Origin of the sequence: Sphingomonas sp. 179-A 2A2 NHS, from assembly GCF_045371305.1 — a bacterium.
Lineage (GTDB): Bacteria > Pseudomonadota > Alphaproteobacteria > Sphingomonadales > Sphingomonadaceae > Sphingomonas.
The window spans coordinates 41077-57894 of record NZ_JBIQDE010000009.1; the positions used below are offsets into that span (position 1 = coordinate 41077).

Annotated in this window: 15 protein-coding genes; 13 read left to right on the forward strand and 2 right to left on the reverse strand. The window is 66.3% G+C overall.

Going from position 1 to position 16818, the window contains the following annotated elements:
• Nucleotides 1–88: 88 nt before the first annotated feature.
• The 9 genes from ACH0AE_RS16855 (at nt 89) to ACH0AE_RS16895 (ending at nt 9758) form a co-directional block, all read left to right on the forward strand.
• Nucleotides 89–2986, forward strand: a complete 2898-nt coding sequence (locus ACH0AE_RS16855) for a monovalent cation/H+ antiporter subunit A (protein WP_294444083.1) — start codon at nt 89–91, stop codon at nt 2984–2986.
• The gene (locus tag ACH0AE_RS16860; RefSeq protein WP_294444084.1) at nt 2986–3324 is read left to right on the forward strand and encodes a Na+/H+ antiporter subunit C; all 339 of its coding nucleotides are present in this window, start codon (nt 2986–2988) and stop codon (nt 3322–3324) included. Before ACH0AE_RS16855 ends, ACH0AE_RS16860 begins: the two co-directional genes overlap by 1 nt.
• Nucleotides 3321–4934 (forward strand): monovalent cation/H+ antiporter subunit D, encoded by a 1614-nt coding sequence (locus ACH0AE_RS16865; RefSeq protein WP_294444085.1) that lies wholly within the window; start codon nt 3321–3323, stop codon nt 4932–4934. The genes ACH0AE_RS16860 and ACH0AE_RS16865 overlap by 4 nt, the downstream gene beginning before the upstream one ends.
• Nucleotides 4931–5419, forward strand: coding sequence for a Na+/H+ antiporter subunit E (locus ACH0AE_RS16870; RefSeq protein WP_294444086.1), 489 nt, complete (start codon nt 4931–4933; stop codon nt 5417–5419). The genes ACH0AE_RS16865 and ACH0AE_RS16870 overlap by 4 nt, the downstream gene beginning before the upstream one ends.
• Nucleotides 5416–5697, forward strand: coding sequence for a K+/H+ antiporter subunit F (locus ACH0AE_RS16875; RefSeq protein ID WP_294444087.1), 282 nt, complete (start codon nt 5416–5418; stop codon nt 5695–5697). Before ACH0AE_RS16870 ends, ACH0AE_RS16875 begins: the two co-directional genes overlap by 4 nt.
• Complete coding sequence (gene mnhG, locus ACH0AE_RS16880) at nt 5694–6086, forward strand: monovalent cation/H(+) antiporter subunit G (RefSeq protein ID WP_294444089.1); 393 nt, start codon at nt 5694–5696, stop codon at nt 6084–6086. The genes ACH0AE_RS16875 and mnhG overlap by 4 nt, the downstream gene beginning before the upstream one ends.
• Before the next feature lie 106 nt (nt 6087–6192).
• Complete coding sequence (locus tag ACH0AE_RS16885) at nt 6193–6954, forward strand: alpha/beta fold hydrolase (RefSeq protein WP_406876028.1); 762 nt, start codon at nt 6193–6195, stop codon at nt 6952–6954.
• A 72-nt stretch (nt 6955–7026) separates the two neighbouring features.
• A complete protein-coding gene (locus ACH0AE_RS16890; protein WP_294444092.1) occupies nt 7027–8235 on the forward strand; it encodes an NAD(P)/FAD-dependent oxidoreductase in 1209 nt (402 codons plus the stop codon).
• Nucleotides 8232–9758, forward strand: a complete 1527-nt coding sequence (locus tag ACH0AE_RS16895) for a sodium:proton antiporter (RefSeq protein WP_294444093.1) — start codon at nt 8232–8234, stop codon at nt 9756–9758. Before ACH0AE_RS16890 ends, ACH0AE_RS16895 begins: the two co-directional genes overlap by 4 nt.
• Before the next feature lie 58 nt (nt 9759–9816).
• On the opposite strand, the gene ACH0AE_RS16900 is transcribed toward ACH0AE_RS16895, so the two are convergent.
• Complete coding sequence (locus ACH0AE_RS16900) at nt 9817–11406, reverse strand: peptidase dimerization domain-containing protein (protein ID WP_294444094.1); 1590 nt, start codon at nt 11404–11406, stop codon at nt 9817–9819.
• 232 nt (nt 11407–11638) lie between these two features.
• Here ACH0AE_RS16900 and cls point away from each other — a divergent pair, with 232 nt between their 5' ends.
• Complete coding sequence (gene cls, locus ACH0AE_RS16905) at nt 11639–13069, forward strand: cardiolipin synthase (protein ID WP_294444095.1); 1431 nt, start codon at nt 11639–11641, stop codon at nt 13067–13069.
• Between the two features lie 270 nt (nt 13070–13339).
• Here the strand turns inward: cls and ACH0AE_RS16910 are convergent, their stop codons facing one another.
• Nucleotides 13340–14377, reverse strand: a complete 1038-nt coding sequence (locus tag ACH0AE_RS16910; RefSeq protein WP_294444096.1) for a zinc-dependent alcohol dehydrogenase family protein — start codon at nt 14375–14377, stop codon at nt 13340–13342.
• 210 nt (nt 14378–14587) lie between these two features.
• Here ACH0AE_RS16910 and ACH0AE_RS16915 point away from each other — a divergent pair, with 210 nt between their 5' ends.
• The 3 genes from ACH0AE_RS16915 to ACH0AE_RS16925 all read left to right on the forward strand — a co-directional run bounded on the left by ACH0AE_RS16915 (nt 14588) and on the right by ACH0AE_RS16925 (nt 16529).
• Nucleotides 14588–15235 (forward strand): NAD(P)H-binding protein, encoded by a 648-nt coding sequence (locus ACH0AE_RS16915; RefSeq protein ID WP_294444097.1) that lies wholly within the window; start codon nt 14588–14590, stop codon nt 15233–15235.
• Nucleotides 15236–15303: 68 nt separating this feature from the next.
• On the forward strand, nt 15304–15606 hold the full coding sequence (locus ACH0AE_RS16920; RefSeq protein WP_294444098.1) for an alkylphosphonate utilization protein: 303 nt from the start codon (nt 15304–15306) through the stop codon (nt 15604–15606).
• Between the two features lie 131 nt (nt 15607–15737).
• Complete coding sequence (locus ACH0AE_RS16925; RefSeq protein ID WP_294444099.1) at nt 15738–16529, forward strand: DUF1206 domain-containing protein; 792 nt, start codon at nt 15738–15740, stop codon at nt 16527–16529.
• The last annotated feature ends 289 nt before the right edge of the window (nt 16530–16818 follow it).

Consider the following 16818-nt stretch of genomic DNA (forward strand, 5'->3'; position numbering starts at 1 on the left):
CCCTTGTTTCTCGCAGCGACCGCCACCTCGTGGATAACGTTTCCAATCAACCGGGAGACGATGAATAACGACGCCTAGTGCAAGCCTGTTGTGGCTGATCCTGCTGCTGCCGTTCACCGGCAGCCTCGTCGCTGCCCATCTGGCGACAAGCGCACGTAACGCTGCGGGTCTGCTGGCGGGCGCGACTGCCCTGGCCGCAACGGTGATCGTAATCTTCCTCTATCCGGCGCTGGCGGCCGGTGCGGTGCTGGAAAGCCGGGTCGAATGGCTGCCCTCCCTCGGCCTGAACCTCGTGCTCCGGCTCGACGGGCTGTCGTGGATCTTTGCGCTGCTGGTGACGGCGATCGGCTTCCTCGTCGTCATCTACGCGCGCTATTACATGTCGCCCGAAGATCCCGTCCCGCGCTTCTTCTCCTTCCTGCTCGCCTTCATGGGGGCGATGCTCGGCCTCGTCATGTCCGGCAATCTGGTGCAGCTCGCCTTCTTCTGGGAAGTGACCAGCCTCACCTCGTTCCTCCTGATCGGCTATTGGCACCAGAACGAAAGCGCGCGCATTTCCGCGCGAATGGCGCTGATCGTCACGGTCGCGGGCGGCCTCTGCCTGTTGCTCGGCGTCGTCCTCATCGGCAAGATCGTCGGCAGCTACGATCTCTCGGTGGTCCTCGCCGCGGCGCCCCAGATCCAGGCCCACCCGCTATACCTGCCGGCGCTGATCCTGGTGCTGGTTGGGGCCTTCACCAAGAGCGCCCAGTTCCCGTTTCACTTCTGGCTCCCGCACGCGATGGCCGCGCCGACGCCGGTATCCGCCTATCTGCACTCCGCAACGATGGTGAAGGCCGGCATCTTCGTCATGATGCGGCTCTGGCCGGTGCTCGCCGGGACGGACGAATGGTATCTGATCGTCACCTGCACTGGTCTCATCACCCTGACGGTGGGCGCCTGGGCGGCGATCTTCCAGCAGGACCTGAAGGGGATGCTGGCCTATTCGACGATCAGCCACCTCGGCATCATCACGCTGCTGCTCGGCCTGGGCAGCCCGCTCGCCTTCGTCGCCGCGATTTTCCACACGCTGAACCACGCCACGTTCAAGGCATCATTGTTCATGGCCGTCGGCATCATCGACCATGAAACCGGCACGCGCGATCTGCGCAAGCTGAGCGGCCTCTATCGCTTCATGCCGATCACCGCGACGCTGGCGATGGTTGCCGCCGCCGCCATGGCAGGCGTGCCGCTACTCAACGGCTTCCTGTCGAAGGAGATGCTGCTGGCGGAGGCGCTGCATGATTACAACGACACCTGGCTCGACAAGACGCTGCCCTGGGTCGTCACGATCGCGCTGATCTTCAGCGTCCTCTACTCGCTGCGCTTCATCCTCCAGACATTCTTCGGCCCGCCCGCGACGCTCGATCGCATGCCGCATGAGGCGCCGCACTGGATGCGCGTGCCGATCGAGGTCCTGGTGCTGCTCTGCCTGCTGATCGGCATCCTTCCCGCGGTCACCATCGGCCCGGTGCTGAAGCTCGCGGCACATGCCGTGCTCGGCGATCGCACGCCCGAATACAGCCTCGCGATATGGCACGGCTTCACACGACCGCTGTTCCTCAGCGTCGCGGCGCTGGTGCTGGGGGCGATCGGTTATATGCTGTTCGCCAAGCGGCTGAACACGATCAGCGCGCCGCCGCTCGTCAGCCTGCTGAAGGGCCGCCGCGTGTTCGATGCCGCGCTCTATGCCATCGTCGCCTTTGCCCGGCGCCTGCTGCTGCGGCTCGGCACCAACCGGCTTCAGCCGCAACTCCGGCTGCTGGTGATGATCGCGATCCTGGCCGGCGTCCTCCCGTTCCTCCGCTACGGCTATTCGCTGGGCAACCGGCTCGGCACGGTGCTCGATCCGGGCTTCGGCATCCTGTGGGTGATCGGCGGCGTGCTGGCGATCGCCGGCGCCTGGCAGGCGAAATATCACCGGCTGGCCGCCGTCGTGCTGATCTCCGGTGTCGGCATGGTCAGCTGCATCAGCTTCGTCTGGCTGTCCGCGCCCGATCTCGCGCTCACCCAGCTCCTGGTGGAGACCGTCACCACCGTGCTTCTCCTCCTCGGGCTGCGCTGGCTCCCCAAGCGGCTGCCGGATGTATGGCCGGGTTCCGGCTCCCCGGCCAAGGTGCGCATCCGGCGCGGGCGCGATCTGCTGATCGCGATCGTCGCCGGCGCAGGCATGGCGCTCGTCTCCTACGCCGTCATGACGCGGCCGCTGCCGGACACGATCTCCCGCTTCTTCATCGAACGTTCGTACCCGGACGCGGGCGGGCGCAATGTCGTGAACGTCATCCTGGTCGATTTTCGCGCCTTCGATACGCTCGGCGAAATCACCGTCCTCGCCGTCGTCGCGCTGACCGTGTTCTCGCTGCTGCGCCGCTTCCGGCCGGCGGGCGAAAGCCTCCGCAACCCGCTGCAGCAGCGCCAGCAGGATGCCTATGACGAGGCGGGCGAGGGCCGCGAGCCGGGCGATACGCTGTCCGATTACATGCTCGCGCCGCGCGTCATCATCGAATGGCTGTTCCCGGTGATCATCGTTTTTGCCTTGTACCTGCTGATCCGGGGCCATGATCTGCCCGGCGGCGGCTTTGCGGCCGGGGTCACGATGTCGATCGCGCTGATCCTGCAATATATTGCCACCGGCACACGCAGCGTGGAAGCGCGCCTGCGGGTCCAGCCGATCAACTGGATGGCCACCGGCCTGCTCGGCGCGGCGGCCACCGGCGCGGCGGCGCTGCTGTTCGACCGGCCGTTCCTCACCTCATGGTTCCGCTACGTGGACGTGCCGCTGATCGGCAAGGTGCCGGTCGCCACCGCGCTGCTCTTCGATCTCGGCGTGTTCCTGCTCGTCGTCGGCGCGACGGCGGTGATCCTTATCGCGATCGCCCACCAGTCGATCCGCACGCCCGTCCGGCAAAAGGACGTGTCCCCTGAACCGGCGCCGGAGCGGATCTGATGGAACTCGTTCTCGCCCTCGGCATCGGCATCCTGACTGCGTCAGGCGTATGGCTGATCCTTCGCCCGCGTACCTTTCAGGTGATCCTCGGTCTGTCACTGCTGTCCTATGCCGTGAACCTGTTCATCTACGCGATGGGCCGGCTGAAGGTGGATGCCCCGCCAGTGGTCGGCGCGGTCGCCGGCGATCCGGGGCTTTATGATGATCCCCTTCCCCAGGCGCTCGTGCTTACCGCGATCGTCATCTCCTTCGCGATGACGGCCTTGCTGCTCGTCGTACTGCTTGCGTCGCGCGGCGCCACCGGCACCGACCATGTCGACGGGGACGACGGCGAATGACGGGTGATTTCATGCGCCACCTGATCATCGCGCCGGTGCTGCTGCCGCTGGTGGCGGGCGCCGTCATCCTGTTGATCAAGGATCGCCGCGTGCTGGCGAAGCGCGTCATCGCGCTCGGCACGGCGTTGGCGATGCTGGGCATCTCGATCGTCCTGCTCGGGGATCTCGCCAGCACCGGCTTTGCCGGCCAACGCGCGACGACTGCCTATCTGGTCGGCGACTGGCCGGCACCGGTCGGCATCGTGCTGGTGCTCGACTGGCTATCCGCGATGATGCTGGTGCTGACGTCGATCCTCGGCGTTACCTCGCTCATCTACGCCACGGCGCGCTGGGACAAGGCCAGCCCCCGCTTCCATGCCTTGTTCCTGTTCCAGTTGATGGGGCTGAACGGCGCATTCCTGACGGGCGATCTGTTCAACCTCTTCGTCTTCTTCGAGGTGCTGCTCGCGGCCTCGTTCGGGCTACTGCTGCACGGATCGGGCAAGGCGCGGATCAAGGCCGCGCTTCATTACGTCGCGATCAATGTCGCCACCTCGCTCGTGTTCCTGATCGGCGCGGCGACCGTCTACGGCGTCACGGGCACGCTCAACATGGCCGATCTCGTCATCCGCATCCCGGCGGCGAGCGCGGACGATCTGTCGATCCTGCAAAGCGGGATGGGCATCCTTGGCATCGCCTTCCTGGTGAAAGCCGGCATGTACCCGCTCGGCTTCTGGCTGCCGCGCACCTATGCCGCCGCCGCGCCGCCGGTGGCCGCCTTGTTCACGATCCTCAGCAAGGTCGGCATCTACGCCTTGCTGCGCGTCTACCTCCTCCTGTTCGGCATCAACGCCGGGCAGGCGAGCTTCGGCGCGGAGTGGCTGCTCTACGGCGGCATGGCGACGCTCGGCTTCGGCATGATCGGCGTCCTGGCGGCGCGCACGCTGACCGGGATCGCGGGCTATTCGCTGATCGTCTCGGCCGGCACGCTTCTCGCCGCGATCGGCGCCGGGCGCGGTGACGTCCTCGCGGGCGCACTGTTCTACCTCGTCAGTTCGACGCTCGGCCTCAGCGCCTTCTACCTCCTGATCGAGATGATCGACCGTCGTGAAACCGCGCCGCTCACCGGCGGTGAGCCGGTGTTCGACGATGAGTATGTCGGCCCGGCTGACACGCGCGAAACGGAGATCGGCGTGGTGATCCCCGCGACATTGGCGATCATCGGCGGCGGCTTCGCCTTCTGCGCCTTGCTTATCGCCGGTCTGCCGCCGCTCTCCGGCTTTGTCGCCAAGTTCGCGATGATCGATGGCCTCCTCAATCTCGGCGAATCCATCGCGCCGGAAACGTGGCTGCTGATCGCGCTCCTCATCGGGTCGGGCATGGCGATGCTGATCTCCAGCAGCCGCGCCGGCATTGACCTCATCTGGGATTCCGAGCCCGGCTCCCAGCCCTCGCTCCGTATCAGCGAGGCGTTGCCGGTGGGCATGCTCCTGGCCGTGTGCCTCGGCCTGATGGTGTTCGCAGGGCCGGTGATGCGCTACATGGAACGCACCAGCCAGTCGCTGGCTGATCGCCACGGCTATATCGAGGCGGTGCTCGGCGCGCGCACGGAAGGGGCGAATCGGCCATGACGCGCCTGATCCCGCACCCCCTGCTCGCGGTCGCGCTGCTGATCCTGTGGCTGCTGCTCACCCAGTCGCTGTCGCCCGGTCAGATCCTGCTCGGCGCGCTCGCGTCGCTGATCGCCACCCATGGCTTTGCCGCGCTTCGCCCGGATCCGGCGCCGCGCATCCGCTTGCGCCCGATGCTGAAGCTGGCCGGGCTCGTCTTCGTCGACATCATGCGATCGAACATCGCCGTTGCCGCGATCGTTGTGTCGCGCCGCAAGGACCGGGTTGCCGACTTCATCCGCGTGCCGATCGCGCTCAAGAACCGCCAGGCACTGGCGATGCTCGCGCTCATCATCACCGCGACACCGGGCACGCTCTGGGTCAATTTCGATCGCCGCCGCGGCATCCTGCTGCTCCACGTGCTCGATCTCGTCGACGAGGAGCAGTGGGTGCGCCTGATCAAGGATCGCTACGAATCCTTGCTCATGGAGATCTTCGAGCAATGACCGCGCTTGTCCTCGCCTTCGCCATCACGGGCGCACAGGTCATGCTCGGCCTTGCCATGATGTGCGCTGCCTATCGCATGGTCGCCGGCCCGCGCGCGCAGGATCGCGTGCTTGGGCTCGACACCTTCTTCACCAACTCGATGCTCCTCCTGTTGACCTTCGGGATTCAGACCGGCCGCACTTTGTATTTCGAATCCGCAATCACCGTCGCGCTGCTCGGCTTCGTCGGCACGGTGGCGCTGTCCAAGTTCCTGATGCGCGGCGAGGTGATCGAATGATCCAGGCACCCGATCTTCCGCTCTGGGCCGCGCTGATCGTCGGCCTGCTGGTGCTTGCGGGTGCCGGGATCACGCTGGTTGGCTCGATCGGCCTTCTGCGGCTTAACTCCTTCTTCGATCGGGTTCACGCGCCGACGCTCGGCAGCAGCATGGGGGCGATGCTGATCGTCCTCGCGTCGATCGTCTGCTTCTCGGTGCTGCGCTCGCGGCTGTCGATCCACGAGATCCTGGTGCTGGTGTTCATCACCTGCACCGCGCCGGTCGCCTTCATGCTCCTCGCCCGCTCCGCCTTGTACCGCAACCGCGTCGAGGAAGGTCCGCTCGGCGCACCTTCCCCGGTGGAGCCGGGGGACATCGGCAAGCGCAACCCTCACGAGCTTGAGCAATAAAGGCATCCATCCGGCTGGTGGGGACGAGGCGACCCCAAACCTATTGCTGATGGGCACTGGCTGACGCGCGACTATGCTGGGGCTTCCAGAAGCTCGGAGCCTCACGATGATCATCGATCGCCGCACCTTTGCCGCCGCGCTTGCGACGACGCTTCTCGTACCCGGCGCGGTCGGCGCGACGACCAGCGTGCCGCGCGCGGAGAATGTCGTCCTCGTCCATGGCCTCTTTGCCGATGGATCCTCCTGGGCCGGCGTCATCCCGCACCTGCAGGCCGCCGGTCTCAACGTGACGTCCGTGCAGAACCCGCTCGACGATTTCGACAATGCCGTCGCCTCGGTGAGACGCGTGCTCGATCGACAGCGCGGGCCGACCGTGCTGGCGGGCCACAGCTTCGCCGGCATGCTGATCAGCGAAAGCGGCGTTCATCCCGCCGTCTCGTCGCTCGTCTATGTCGCCGCCCGCGCGCCCGACGCTGGCGAGGATTATGCCGCGCTCGCCGCGCGCTATCCCACCCCGCCCGCCCCCGCCGGCATCCAGTTCGATGGCGATTGGGGTGCCCTCACCGAGCGCGCTTTCCTTGAAGATTTCGCCAATGGTGTGCCCACGCCGGACGCCAGAGTGCTCTACGCTGTCCAGGCGCCGTTCAACCGTGCCCTGACGAGCGCACGCACTACGCAGGCTGCGTGGCGGTCGAAGCCCAGCTTCTATGCCGTCTCCAAGCAGGATCGCACCATCAACCCAGATCTTCAGCGTTTCATGGCGCAGCGGATGAAGGCCGAGACGGTGGAGATCGAGGCCGGCCACCTGTCGCTTGTGTCGCATCCGCAGGACGTTGCCCGCCTCATCCTGAAGGCCGCCGGCAGCTGATCGGGATGGCAATTCCCGCAATGGATCGGTCTGGCATCTCGGTCGTTTCGGCGACGATATGGCCCCTTCTTCATGATCGACGCGGAACTCGATGTCGCGATCGTCGGCGCGGGTGCGGCCGGCATCGCCGCCGGGCGATGGCTCACCGCCGCCGGCCGCTCGGTCCGCATTCTCGAAGCACTGCCGCGCCTCGGCGGCCGGGCCCATACCATCACGATCGCCGGCATGCCGCTCGATCTCGGCTGCGGCTGGCTCCATTCCGCCGAGCGCAACCCGCTGGCTGCGCTGGCGAAGGAACAGGGCGTCAAGATCGACCATGACAAGGCCGCCTGGGGCGACCAGCTGGGCGATCTGGGCTTTCCCCGCGCCGCGCAGGATGCGGCTTGGTCCGCCTATGACGCCTTTGTCGATCGCCTCGCCAGCGACCCGCCGGCAAGCGACCGCGCCAGCGACGCGCTGACAGAAGCCGCGCCCTACATCGACGCGCTCAGCAGCTTCATCAACGGAGTCGAGACCGAGTGGCTCTCCGCGCGCGATTTTACCGCATATGACAGCCACGCCAGCGACAACAACTGGCGCCTGTCGAGCGGCCTTGGCGCATTCATCGCCGGATTGGGCAAGTCTCTCCCGGTGTCGCTCGACACCCCCGTCAGCGCGATCCGTGATGGATATGTGCTGGAAACGCCGCGCGGGGACGTGCGCGCCCGTGCCGTGATCGTCACTGCCTCTACCGCGGTGCTGGCGAGCGGGAACATCCGCCTGCCGGCGGCGGCGGACGGGCATCTTCACGCCGCCGCCCAGGTGCCGCTCGGGCTCGCCGACAAGGTCTTCCTCGCACTTGCCGATCCCGGGGCAGTGCCGCCTGAGTCGCACCTTCTTGGCCGCTTCGACCGCACCGCGACGGGAAGCTATTACCTGCGCCCGTTCGGCCGCCCGATCATCGAATGCTTCCTTGGCGGGGCAAACGCGCAGGCACTGGAGGATGAATGTGCCGCTGCCGATTTCGCGATCGCCGAGCTGCGCGCGCTGCTCGGTTCCGAGTTCGCCAATGGCGTGACCTCCTTGCACGCCACGCAATGGCGGCGCGAACCGACGATCCTCGGCTCGTACAGCCACGCCCTCCCCGGTCACGCGGACGCGCGGGCGACATTGGCAAGGCCGATCCACGAGCGCCTGTGCCTCGCAGGGGAAGCGTGCTCGCCGCATGATTTCTCCACCGCGCACGGCGCCTGGCAAAGCGGCCTCGCCGCGGCCCGGCGCATACACGCCGGCCTGGCATGACGTTCTTCGAAAGCCTGCTCGCGCTCCTCGGCATCGCGATCGTCCTGCTCCAGTTCGCGCGGCGCACGACCATTCCGTATCCCGCGCTGCTCGCCGGTGCGGGGGTCGCGCTTGCCTGGGTGCCCGGCGCGCCGGTGATCGCGCTCGATCCGCATACGGCGCTCGCACTCTTCATCGCGCCGATCCTGATCGATTCTGCCTATGATTTCCCCATCGGCACCGCGCGGCGATTGTGGCGGCCGCTGTTCGCGCTGGCCGTCGTCGCGGTCCTGCTCAGCGCCGGCGTGGTGACGTGGCTGGGCATGGCCTGGGCCGGCCTTCCCTTCTACGCCGCGCTCGCGCTGGGCGCGATCGTCGCGCCGCCCGATGCCGCCGCGGCAACCGCCATTTCTGGCAGCGTGCAGATGCCGCGCCGCACGGTATCGGTGTTGAAGGGCGAAAGCCTCCTCAACGATGCCGCCGCGCTGCTGCTGTTCTCCACCGCCCTCATGCTGGAAAGCCACGGCCGGGTGGATGGAGACCTTCTCCTCACCGTCAGCATCGCCGCGCCGGGCGGGATCCTGCTCGGCTTCGTCCTCGCGCGGATCACCCGCTTCATTCAGCCGTACGTCTGGGGCACGCTAAGCGGCAACATCCTCCAGTTCGTCACCGGCTTTGGCGCATGGCTGCTGGCGGAGCGGTTGCACCTGTCGGCGGTGCTTTGCCTCGTCACCTTCGCAATGGTGATCGCGCGCTCGGCCAGCCTCTCCACCCCGCCGCGGGCCCGCATCCATGATTTCGCGGTGTGGGAAACCGCGGTCTTCCTGCTCAACGTCTTCGCCTTCCTCCTCATGGGCTTCCAGGCAAAGACGATCGTCGGCAGCATGGATGCCGACCGGCTACGCCAAGCGGCCAGCTTCGCCGCCGTCGTGGTGGCAAGCCTGATCGTCGTGCGCATGGCCTGGGTCATGCTCTACAACCGCCTCGCCGCCGTTTTTCCGCCCCTGCGTGGCGACTATCGCGTCGCCAGCATTGGCGAAGGCCTGATCGTCGGCTGGTGCGGCATGCGCGGTCTCGTCACGCTTGCCACCGCCTTCGCGCTGCCGCTCCACTTCCCGCAGCGCGACCTCATCGTGCTCACCGCCTTCGCGGTCGTGCTCGCTACCCTGGTGATCCAGGGGCTGACGCTCACCCCGATCGTCCGGCGCCTCGGGCTGGACGGCGACGACGGGCTCGCCGATGAACTGGCGGACGCCCGCCGTGCGCTCGCCGAAGCCGCGCTAGCCACGTTGGAGGGAAAGGAAGGCGCGGTGTCCGATCACTGGCGCTGGGGCTATCAGCTGAAGCTGGCCGGCGACCAGCCATCGCTCGACGCGAAGCACGCTCTGGGCCTTGCCGTCCTCGCGCTTCAGCGCCAGCGCCTCGACGAATTGCGCGACGCCACCCGCATCGGGCCCGACGCCTTCCTCATCCTCCAGGAAGAACTCGATTTCGCCGAAGTGACCCTGCGTACCGAGGAGGAGCGCCGGATCGAGGAAAGCTGAGCGCCCGTTCTCGCGCGCGCCTCCTGCCGCAGGCGGCGGCGGGAGGCACGCCACCAGCTCACTGTGCCGGTGTAAGCGCCGGATAGCTCAGGCCGAGCTGGTCGAGGTAGCTCGGATGCTTCGCCGGATCATAATAATGCTTCTCCAGCTCTGGCCGCATGCGCTCCATAACATCCTTGTTGAGGTGAATGGCGGGCTGGTCCGCTGCGCTCAGCACCGGGTCATATTTCTGATCCTTGGTCTGCACGTCCCGAAAATAGGCCTTGGCATCCGCGATCAGCTTCGGCGTCGTCAGTGCGTCGAGCGCCGTCATTGCCACCGCCTTTGCCCCTGCCACCGCGCCCTTGTGCGCGACCGGCGTCGCCATCGCGATCGCCGATGTGACATTGTGGCCGATCATGTTCGGGATGTTCGACGGGAAACGGATGGTAATCGTCGGCACCGTCCACATGATGTCGCCGATATCATCGGAGCCACCGCCCATTGACCGCCCGCGGCTCTCCGGGGTCGACAGCTTTTCGACCGTCGTCTTCAGCGGCTCGACCTTGAATTTAAGCCCTTCCTGCACCGCCTTGGTGAACGCCTGATCCTCGGCGCTCCATTTCGGCATGCCGACAAGCTCGATGTTGGCCTGCGCAGCCTCGGCGAGCGGTCGGTTCGCGTGGTTCGGCGCGGCATAGCCCAGCAAGCGGCGGGTGACGGTCGTGCCGGTTGCCTTGGCGGCGGCTTCCGATATCTCGTTCCCCGTTTCATACAGCTTGCGGATCGTATCGAAGGTCTGATCGCGGAAGTAATACCACACCGCCGCTTCGCCCGGCACGATATTGGGCTGCCCGCCGCCGTTGGTGATCACGTAATGCGACCGCTGCGTCAGCGGCAGGTGCTCGCGGCGCATGTTCCACGCCGTGTTCATCAGCTCGACACCGTCGAGCGCGCTCAGTCCGGCCCAGGGCGCGCCCGCGGCATGGCTGGTGCGGCCCTTGAAGGTGTATTCGACCGAGACGAGGCCATTGTTGCCGGTATCGCCCCAGGCGGTTCCAAAGCTTGAAGCGACATGGGTGAAGATGGAGACGTCGACATCCTTGAACATACCGGCGCGCACATAAAAGGCCTTCGTGCCCAGCAGTTCCTCGGCAACACCCGGCCACAGCATCAGCTTGCCCTTGATGTTGTGCTTGGTCATCACGTCCTTCAACGCAAGCGCTGACGCGATGATCAGCGGCATGCCGGCATTGTGCCCCTCGCCATGGCCGGGCGCACCGGCCACCAGCGGCTTGATCTCAGGGACCCCGGGCGTCTGCGACAGGCCGAGCAGGCCGTCGACGTCCGATCCAAGCGCAACCGTCGGGCCATCGCCGTTGCTCCAGGTGGCGGTCCAGGCGGTCGGAACACCTGCGACACCCTTCTCGATCGCAAAGCCGTTCTTGGCCAGGATCGCGGTCAGATATTCCATCGTCTGGAATTCCTGGAAGCCCGGCTCCTGGAAGCTGAACACGGAATCGACCATTTCCTGTACCAGCTTCGCCCGGCCGTCGACGCCCGCGGCCACTTCCTTCTTGAGCGCGCCTGATGCCTTGGCATGCGCGGTCCCAAGCGGCGTCGTGACCAATAGCGCCGCGACCAGCGACTTCATGACGAACTTGGACATGTGCTTCCCCCCGGATCGATGATGATCTCGGATCGATCATGGTGGGAAGGCCGTCGCAGACGCAAGGCGCGCCGCGTGCGAAAAGAGGATCCGATCGCCCGATCCATCAAGGAGCGCCGCGCTTCACCGGATTGCATCCAGCCTCACTGCTTCATACCCATCGGAAAACGGCGCGACGAGATCATCACTAGCGAAGCGGTGATATGTCTGCCCAAGCGCTGCGAGGTGCCGGATGGTCGATCTGCAGAAGGCGACATGGCTGACGCTCGGCGCCGTCTATGTGGCCGTGATCATACGTGCCATTCTGCTCGAGCGGCGCGAGCCCTATGCACGTGCGGCATGGCTGCTCCTGCTCGTCGCGATGCCGGGGATCGGCACCGTGCTCTATCTCTTGTTCGGCGAGCCCTGGGTTTCTCCCACGTTCCGCAGGCGTCGGCGGGAGGCTTTCGAGCTGCTGCTGCCTTACGCGCCGCCCCCCGGGCGCGAGCAGCCGTCGATTGCAGCCCGAAACGCTGTTCGTACGTGCGAGGCGGCAAGCCGCTGGCCTGCGTCCGGCGGCAATATCGGGCACGTCGCTCCCGGAGCGGACGAAGCGATCGCCGCGATCGTGGCCGATATCGATGGCGCGGCCCGGACGGTTCACCTGTCCTTCTACATCTGGCTGACGGATCACAACGGCACCAGAGTCGTCGAGGCGGTGTGTCGCGCCGCTCGGCGCGGGATCGCATGTCGCATCGTCGCCGATGCGATCGGGTCGCGCGCCCTGATCCGCTCCTCCGCGTGGAAGCAGATGGCTGATGCGGGGGCGCAGCTATGCGCATCCTTGCCGGTGCCGTTCGGGCTCGGCTTCCTCAAGGGCCACCGCACCGATCTGCGCAACCATCGCAAGATCATCGTCGTCGATGGTGACATCACCTGGTGCGGCAGCCAGAATTGCGCCGATCCCGCGTTCCTGCCGAAGCGCCGGTACGCGCCCTGGGTCGATATTCTCATCCGCTATGAAGGGCCGGTCGCACGCCAGGCAGAGCTGATCTTCGCTTCGGCCTGGATGACGGAAACAGGCGAGGATCTGCGGCCCATCCTCGCGGCCGATCCGCCGGCGCCGAGACCGGGCGGCTTTCCCGCTATCGCCGTCGGCACCGGGCCCCTGTCACCGCACTCGACGATGACCAACATCTTCGCCGCCGTGCTCGCCGCCGCGCAGCACCGGGTGGTGATCACGACACCCTATTTCGCGCCCGATCCCCCGCTGCTTGACGCGATCATCGCCGCTGCGCGCCGCGGGGTTCAGCTCACCATCATCTTCCCGCGGCGGAACGATAGTCGGGTGACCGGCGCGATCAGCCGCGCTTATTATCCGGTGCTCGCAAACGCGGGGGCACGCATCTACGAGTTCCGCGGTGGGTTGCTCCATGCCAAGACGTTGGTGGCGGACGAGGCGTTGGCGCTAGTCGGCTCGGCCAACATGGATCGCCGCAGCCTCGATCTCAATTTCGAGAACAATGTGCTGTTCGAATCCCCTGCGCTCGCGTTGGAGGTGGGCAAGCACCAGCAACGATGGCTGGCGGACTCGACCGAGATCGCGCACGGGCACATCAGTGCGCGGTCGCTGCCGCGGCGGTTCGTCGACAACCTGCTTACCACGGCCGCGCCCTTGTTCTGATCGGGCGGGGGCGAGGGCGGCAGCGCCAGCGCTTGCGTATTATCCCCGATAGGGCCGGCCTTGCCCCCATGCGAGGCTGGCGCCATGAAACGGTGGAAGCGCCCCCAGCGAACGACCAGCAATGCCGCCGTATTTGCGCTCTACGTCTTCGCCATCGCGGCCCTCATCATCATCGGCAGCGAAATCATCCGCAGGTACCATTAGGCGATCTGCCCGTACCTCTCGGATGATCGGCGTGCCATGCGTGACGCATCGCGCCGACCCATGCCGCTAAGCCGCGATGATGACCTTCAGCGCCCCCGTCTTCGCCGCATTGCCGAAGGTTTCATACGCCTCCAGCATCTGATCGAAGCTGAAACGGTGCGTGATCAGCAGCGCAGGGTCGATCTTCTTCGAACCGACCACCTTCAGCAGCATCGGCGTGGTGGATGTGTCGACCAGTCTGGTAGTGATCGCGATGTTACGGTCCCACAAGGCTTCAAGGTGCAGCGAGACCGGCGCGCCGTGCACCCCGACATTGGCGATCACCCCGCCCGGGGCGACGAGATGCTCGCACAGCTCGAACGTGGGCGGCACGCCGACCGCTTCGATCGCCGTATCGACCCCCTTCCCGCCGGTTAGTGCCATCACGCGCTCAATCGCCTTGCCGTCGGAACTGTTGACGGTCTGCGTCGCCCCGAACCGCGTGGCGACCTCCAGCCGGTTGTCGTCGAGGTCGATCATGATGATCTCGGCCGGCGAGTAGAATTGCGCCGTCAGCAACGCTGCAAGGCCGATCGGGCCCGATCCGACAATCGCGACGGTCGCGCCCGGCTGCACCTTGCCGTTGAGCACCCCGCATTCGAACCCGGTCGGCAAGATATCGCTCAGCATCACCAGCGCTTCCTCATCCGCGCCTTCCGGGATGGGATAAAGGCTGGTGTCGGCATGCGGCGTGCGGACGAACTCTGCCTGGGTGCCGTCGATCGTATTGCCCAGGATCCAGCCGCCGGTCGTGCAATGCGAGAACATGCCCTGGCGGCAGTATTCGCACCTGGCGCACGCACTGACGCAGGAGATCAGCACGCGGTCCCCGGGCTTGTACGCCGTCACACCGGCACCGACCGCATCGACGACCCCTACGCCCTCATGACCCAGGATCCGGCCAGGCGTGCAGGTCGCGACATCGCCCTTCAGGATGTGCAGGTCCGTCCCGCAGATCGTCGTCTTGGTGATGCGGACGATGGCGTCGGTGGGATCGCGAAGCTCCGGCGTCGCATGCTCCTCGAAGGCCTTCTGGCCGGGACCCTTGTAGACAAGCGCTTTCATGCATGGCCCTTTCTCATCCGGGGGCGAGCGGCGTCGCAGCAACGCCGGACGTTGGATCACAGCACTCATCGACAGCGCCGGACCTCGGACGCAGGCTTTACCGGATGAGCCAGCGCATCGTCAGACTCGGAAACTACGCATATCCAGCTGAGAGCCATTTGCCACTGCAGCACGTCGACAGGCGAAAGGCCGGAGGGTAGCCTCCCGCTCATGGCGATACGCATCCTCATGGCAGGTGGCACCGGCCTCGTCGGCGGCCTGCTCACCCGCCGTCTGCTGAGCCGCAACGATGTCGCACTCGATAGCCTGGTGCGCTCCCCTAAGCTGCCAAGCGAGCGCATGGTGGATTTCGAAGCTCTGGCCGAGGAGCCGACCCAATTCTCCTGCGGGCCTGCCGACGTCGCGATCTCCTGCCTCGGCACCACGCTGCGCGCGGCTGGATCACCAGCGCGCTTCCGCCGCGTCGACCGTGATTTCGTCGTCGCCTTCGCCCAACTTGCCCGCCGTGCCGGGGCAAGCCGCTTCATCCTGATCAGCTCGGTCGGCGCGGGCGGCCGCGGCCTCTATCTGTCGGTCAAGGGAGACACCGAAGCCGCGATCCAGACATTCGGCTTCGACCGCGTCGACATCCTCCGCCCGAGCCTCCTTCTCGGCCCGCGCACCCAGCGCCGCCCGGCCGAAGCTCTGGCCCAACGCGCCGCCCCGCTCTTCAATCCGCTCCTGATCGGCGCACTCGCCCGTTACGCGGCGCTTGATGCGGACATTGTCGCTGCCGCGATCGAAACGCTCGCGTTCCGCACGGCACCTGGTGTGTACGTGCACCACGTGCCAGAAATACGGACGCTGGCGCGCGGCTGACCGCGGTCGGCATGACAAACGTCAAATGCGCGGCGTAGATGGCCCCAATCCAGCAATCAGGAGCCGATATGGCCGACGACGAATATGTCTATGATGACGATAGCGGGGATTGGGTGCCCGCCGCGGAGCTCGCCGCGAAACGTGAGCAGGCACAGCAGGTCGAGGTGCGCGACGCTGTCGGCAATCTCCTGTCGGACGGTGATCAGGTCACGCTGATCAAGGATCTTGACGTGAAGGGCGCCGGCCAGACGCTGAAGCGCGGCACGCTCATCAAGTCGATCCGGCTGACCGGCGATCCGCAGGAAATCGACTGCCGCTACGAAGGGATCAAGGGCCTCGTGCTCCGCGCGGAGTTCGTTCGCAAGCGGTGATTGGCCGCCCAACCACCCTTCACTGACATCCTCCTCTCGCGCCAGCGCGATCCGGATACCAAGACGAAGCAACCTGTTTCGTCGCGGGAACGATCGCCCTCGCGCCCGGTTTTCGCAGTGAAGGAGATGGTATGGACGCAAGCTCGCGCCTGACGGCTCTCACCCGGATCGGCTTCGCGACGCGCGGCCTGCTCTACATCGTCATCGCGATCCTCATCATCCGCACCGGCCGGGCTGAGGATCCGAGCGGCGCGCTCGAATATCTGGGCCAGGGTGGCGGGCAATTGCTGCTCGGCGTCATGGCCGCGGGGCTCGCCGCCTACGGGATCTGGCGCATGGCCGACGCCGCCTTCGACATTGAACGCCACGGCACGGATCGCAAGGGTACGCTCGAGCGTGTCGGCGCCGCGGTTAGCGGCATCGTCCACTTCTTCCTGGCGTGGCAGGCGATCCAGCTGATGCGCGGCGCGGCATCGTCGGGCGGCGACAGCACGCAGGAGAGCGCACAAACCGCCCTTCAGCTTCCCGGCGGCTCCGCGCTGGTCGTGATCGGCGCGCTCGTGCTTGTCGCCGTCGGCGGCGTGCAGCTGATGAAGGCCGTGAAGGGCACCTTCCTGCGCTATCTCGATCCATCGATCGCGCAGCAGCGCTGGGTGCAATGGGCCGGCCGCGCAGGCTATGCGGCGCGCGGCTTCGTCTTCCTCATCAGCGGCTATCTTCTCGGCCGGGCCGGGCTTGAAGAGCAGGCTGGCGAAGCCGGTGGCATGGCGCAGGCCCTCTCGTGGCTCACCAGCCCGTTCGACCTCATCATCGGTGCGGGCCTCCTCGGCTTTGGCCTGTTCAGCCTTGTCGAGGCGCGTTTCCGCCGGTTGCACGACGTTCCTGTCGACGCCGCGATCCGCCAGGCCACGAGCTGGCGCTGACGTCTCGGTGTCGCGGGCGCGCGCCGAGGCGTTATGAAATGAGCGCCTCTGATGTCAACTGGCCGGTGGCTCCGCGAAAGTGGCATCGGCGGCCCTGAGCGCGCTTAGGCTCGGCATGGAACGACAGGTTGAGTGGTTGGTGTGGGCACAGCTGGAGCGATTGCCCCGGACGCAAAAAAGCCCGCAAAGTCGTTCGACATTGCGGGCTTTTATTGGTTGCGGGGACAGGATTTGAACCTGTGACCTTCAGGTTATGAGCCTGACGAGCTACCGGGCTGCTCCACCCCGC

Excerpts from the sequence above, each read along its gene's own strand:
- ACH0AE_RS16915 (WP_294444097.1), top strand. The coding sequence starts at position 14,588 with ATGGCGATACGCATCCTCATGGCAGGTGGCACCGGCCTCGTCGGCGGC.
- ACH0AE_RS16900 (WP_294444094.1), bottom strand. The coding sequence starts at position 11,406 with ATGTCCAAGTTCGTCATGAAGTCGCTGGTCGCGGCGCTATTGGTCACG.
- ACH0AE_RS16870 (WP_294444086.1), top strand. The coding sequence starts at position 4,931 with ATGACGCGCCTGATCCCGCACCCCCTGCTCGCGGTCGCGCTGCTGATC.
- ACH0AE_RS16865 (WP_294444085.1), top strand. The coding sequence starts at position 3,321 with ATGACGGGTGATTTCATGCGCCACCTGATCATCGCGCCGGTGCTGCTG.
- mnhG (WP_294444089.1), top strand. The coding sequence starts at position 5,694 with ATGATCCAGGCACCCGATCTTCCGCTCTGGGCCGCGCTGATCGTCGGC.
- ACH0AE_RS16910 (WP_294444096.1), bottom strand. The coding sequence starts at position 14,377 with ATGAAAGCGCTTGTCTACAAGGGTCCCGGCCAGAAGGCCTTCGAGGAG.
- ACH0AE_RS16895 (WP_294444093.1), top strand. The coding sequence starts at position 8,232 with ATGACGTTCTTCGAAAGCCTGCTCGCGCTCCTCGGCATCGCGATCGTC.
- ACH0AE_RS16920 (WP_294444098.1), top strand. The coding sequence starts at position 15,304 with ATGGCCGACGACGAATATGTCTATGATGACGATAGCGGGGATTGGGTG.
- ACH0AE_RS16885 (WP_406876028.1), top strand. The coding sequence starts at position 6,193 with ATGATCATCGATCGCCGCACCTTTGCCGCCGCGCTTGCGACGACGCTT.
- cls (WP_294444095.1), top strand. The coding sequence starts at position 11,639 with ATGGTCGATCTGCAGAAGGCGACATGGCTGACGCTCGGCGCCGTCTAT.
- ACH0AE_RS16875 (WP_294444087.1), top strand. The coding sequence starts at position 5,416 with ATGACCGCGCTTGTCCTCGCCTTCGCCATCACGGGCGCACAGGTCATG.
- ACH0AE_RS16925 (WP_294444099.1), top strand. The coding sequence starts at position 15,738 with ATGGACGCAAGCTCGCGCCTGACGGCTCTCACCCGGATCGGCTTCGCG.
- ACH0AE_RS16890 (WP_294444092.1), top strand. The coding sequence starts at position 7,027 with ATGATCGACGCGGAACTCGATGTCGCGATCGTCGGCGCGGGTGCGGCC.
- ACH0AE_RS16860 (WP_294444084.1), top strand. The coding sequence starts at position 2,986 with ATGGAACTCGTTCTCGCCCTCGGCATCGGCATCCTGACTGCGTCAGGC.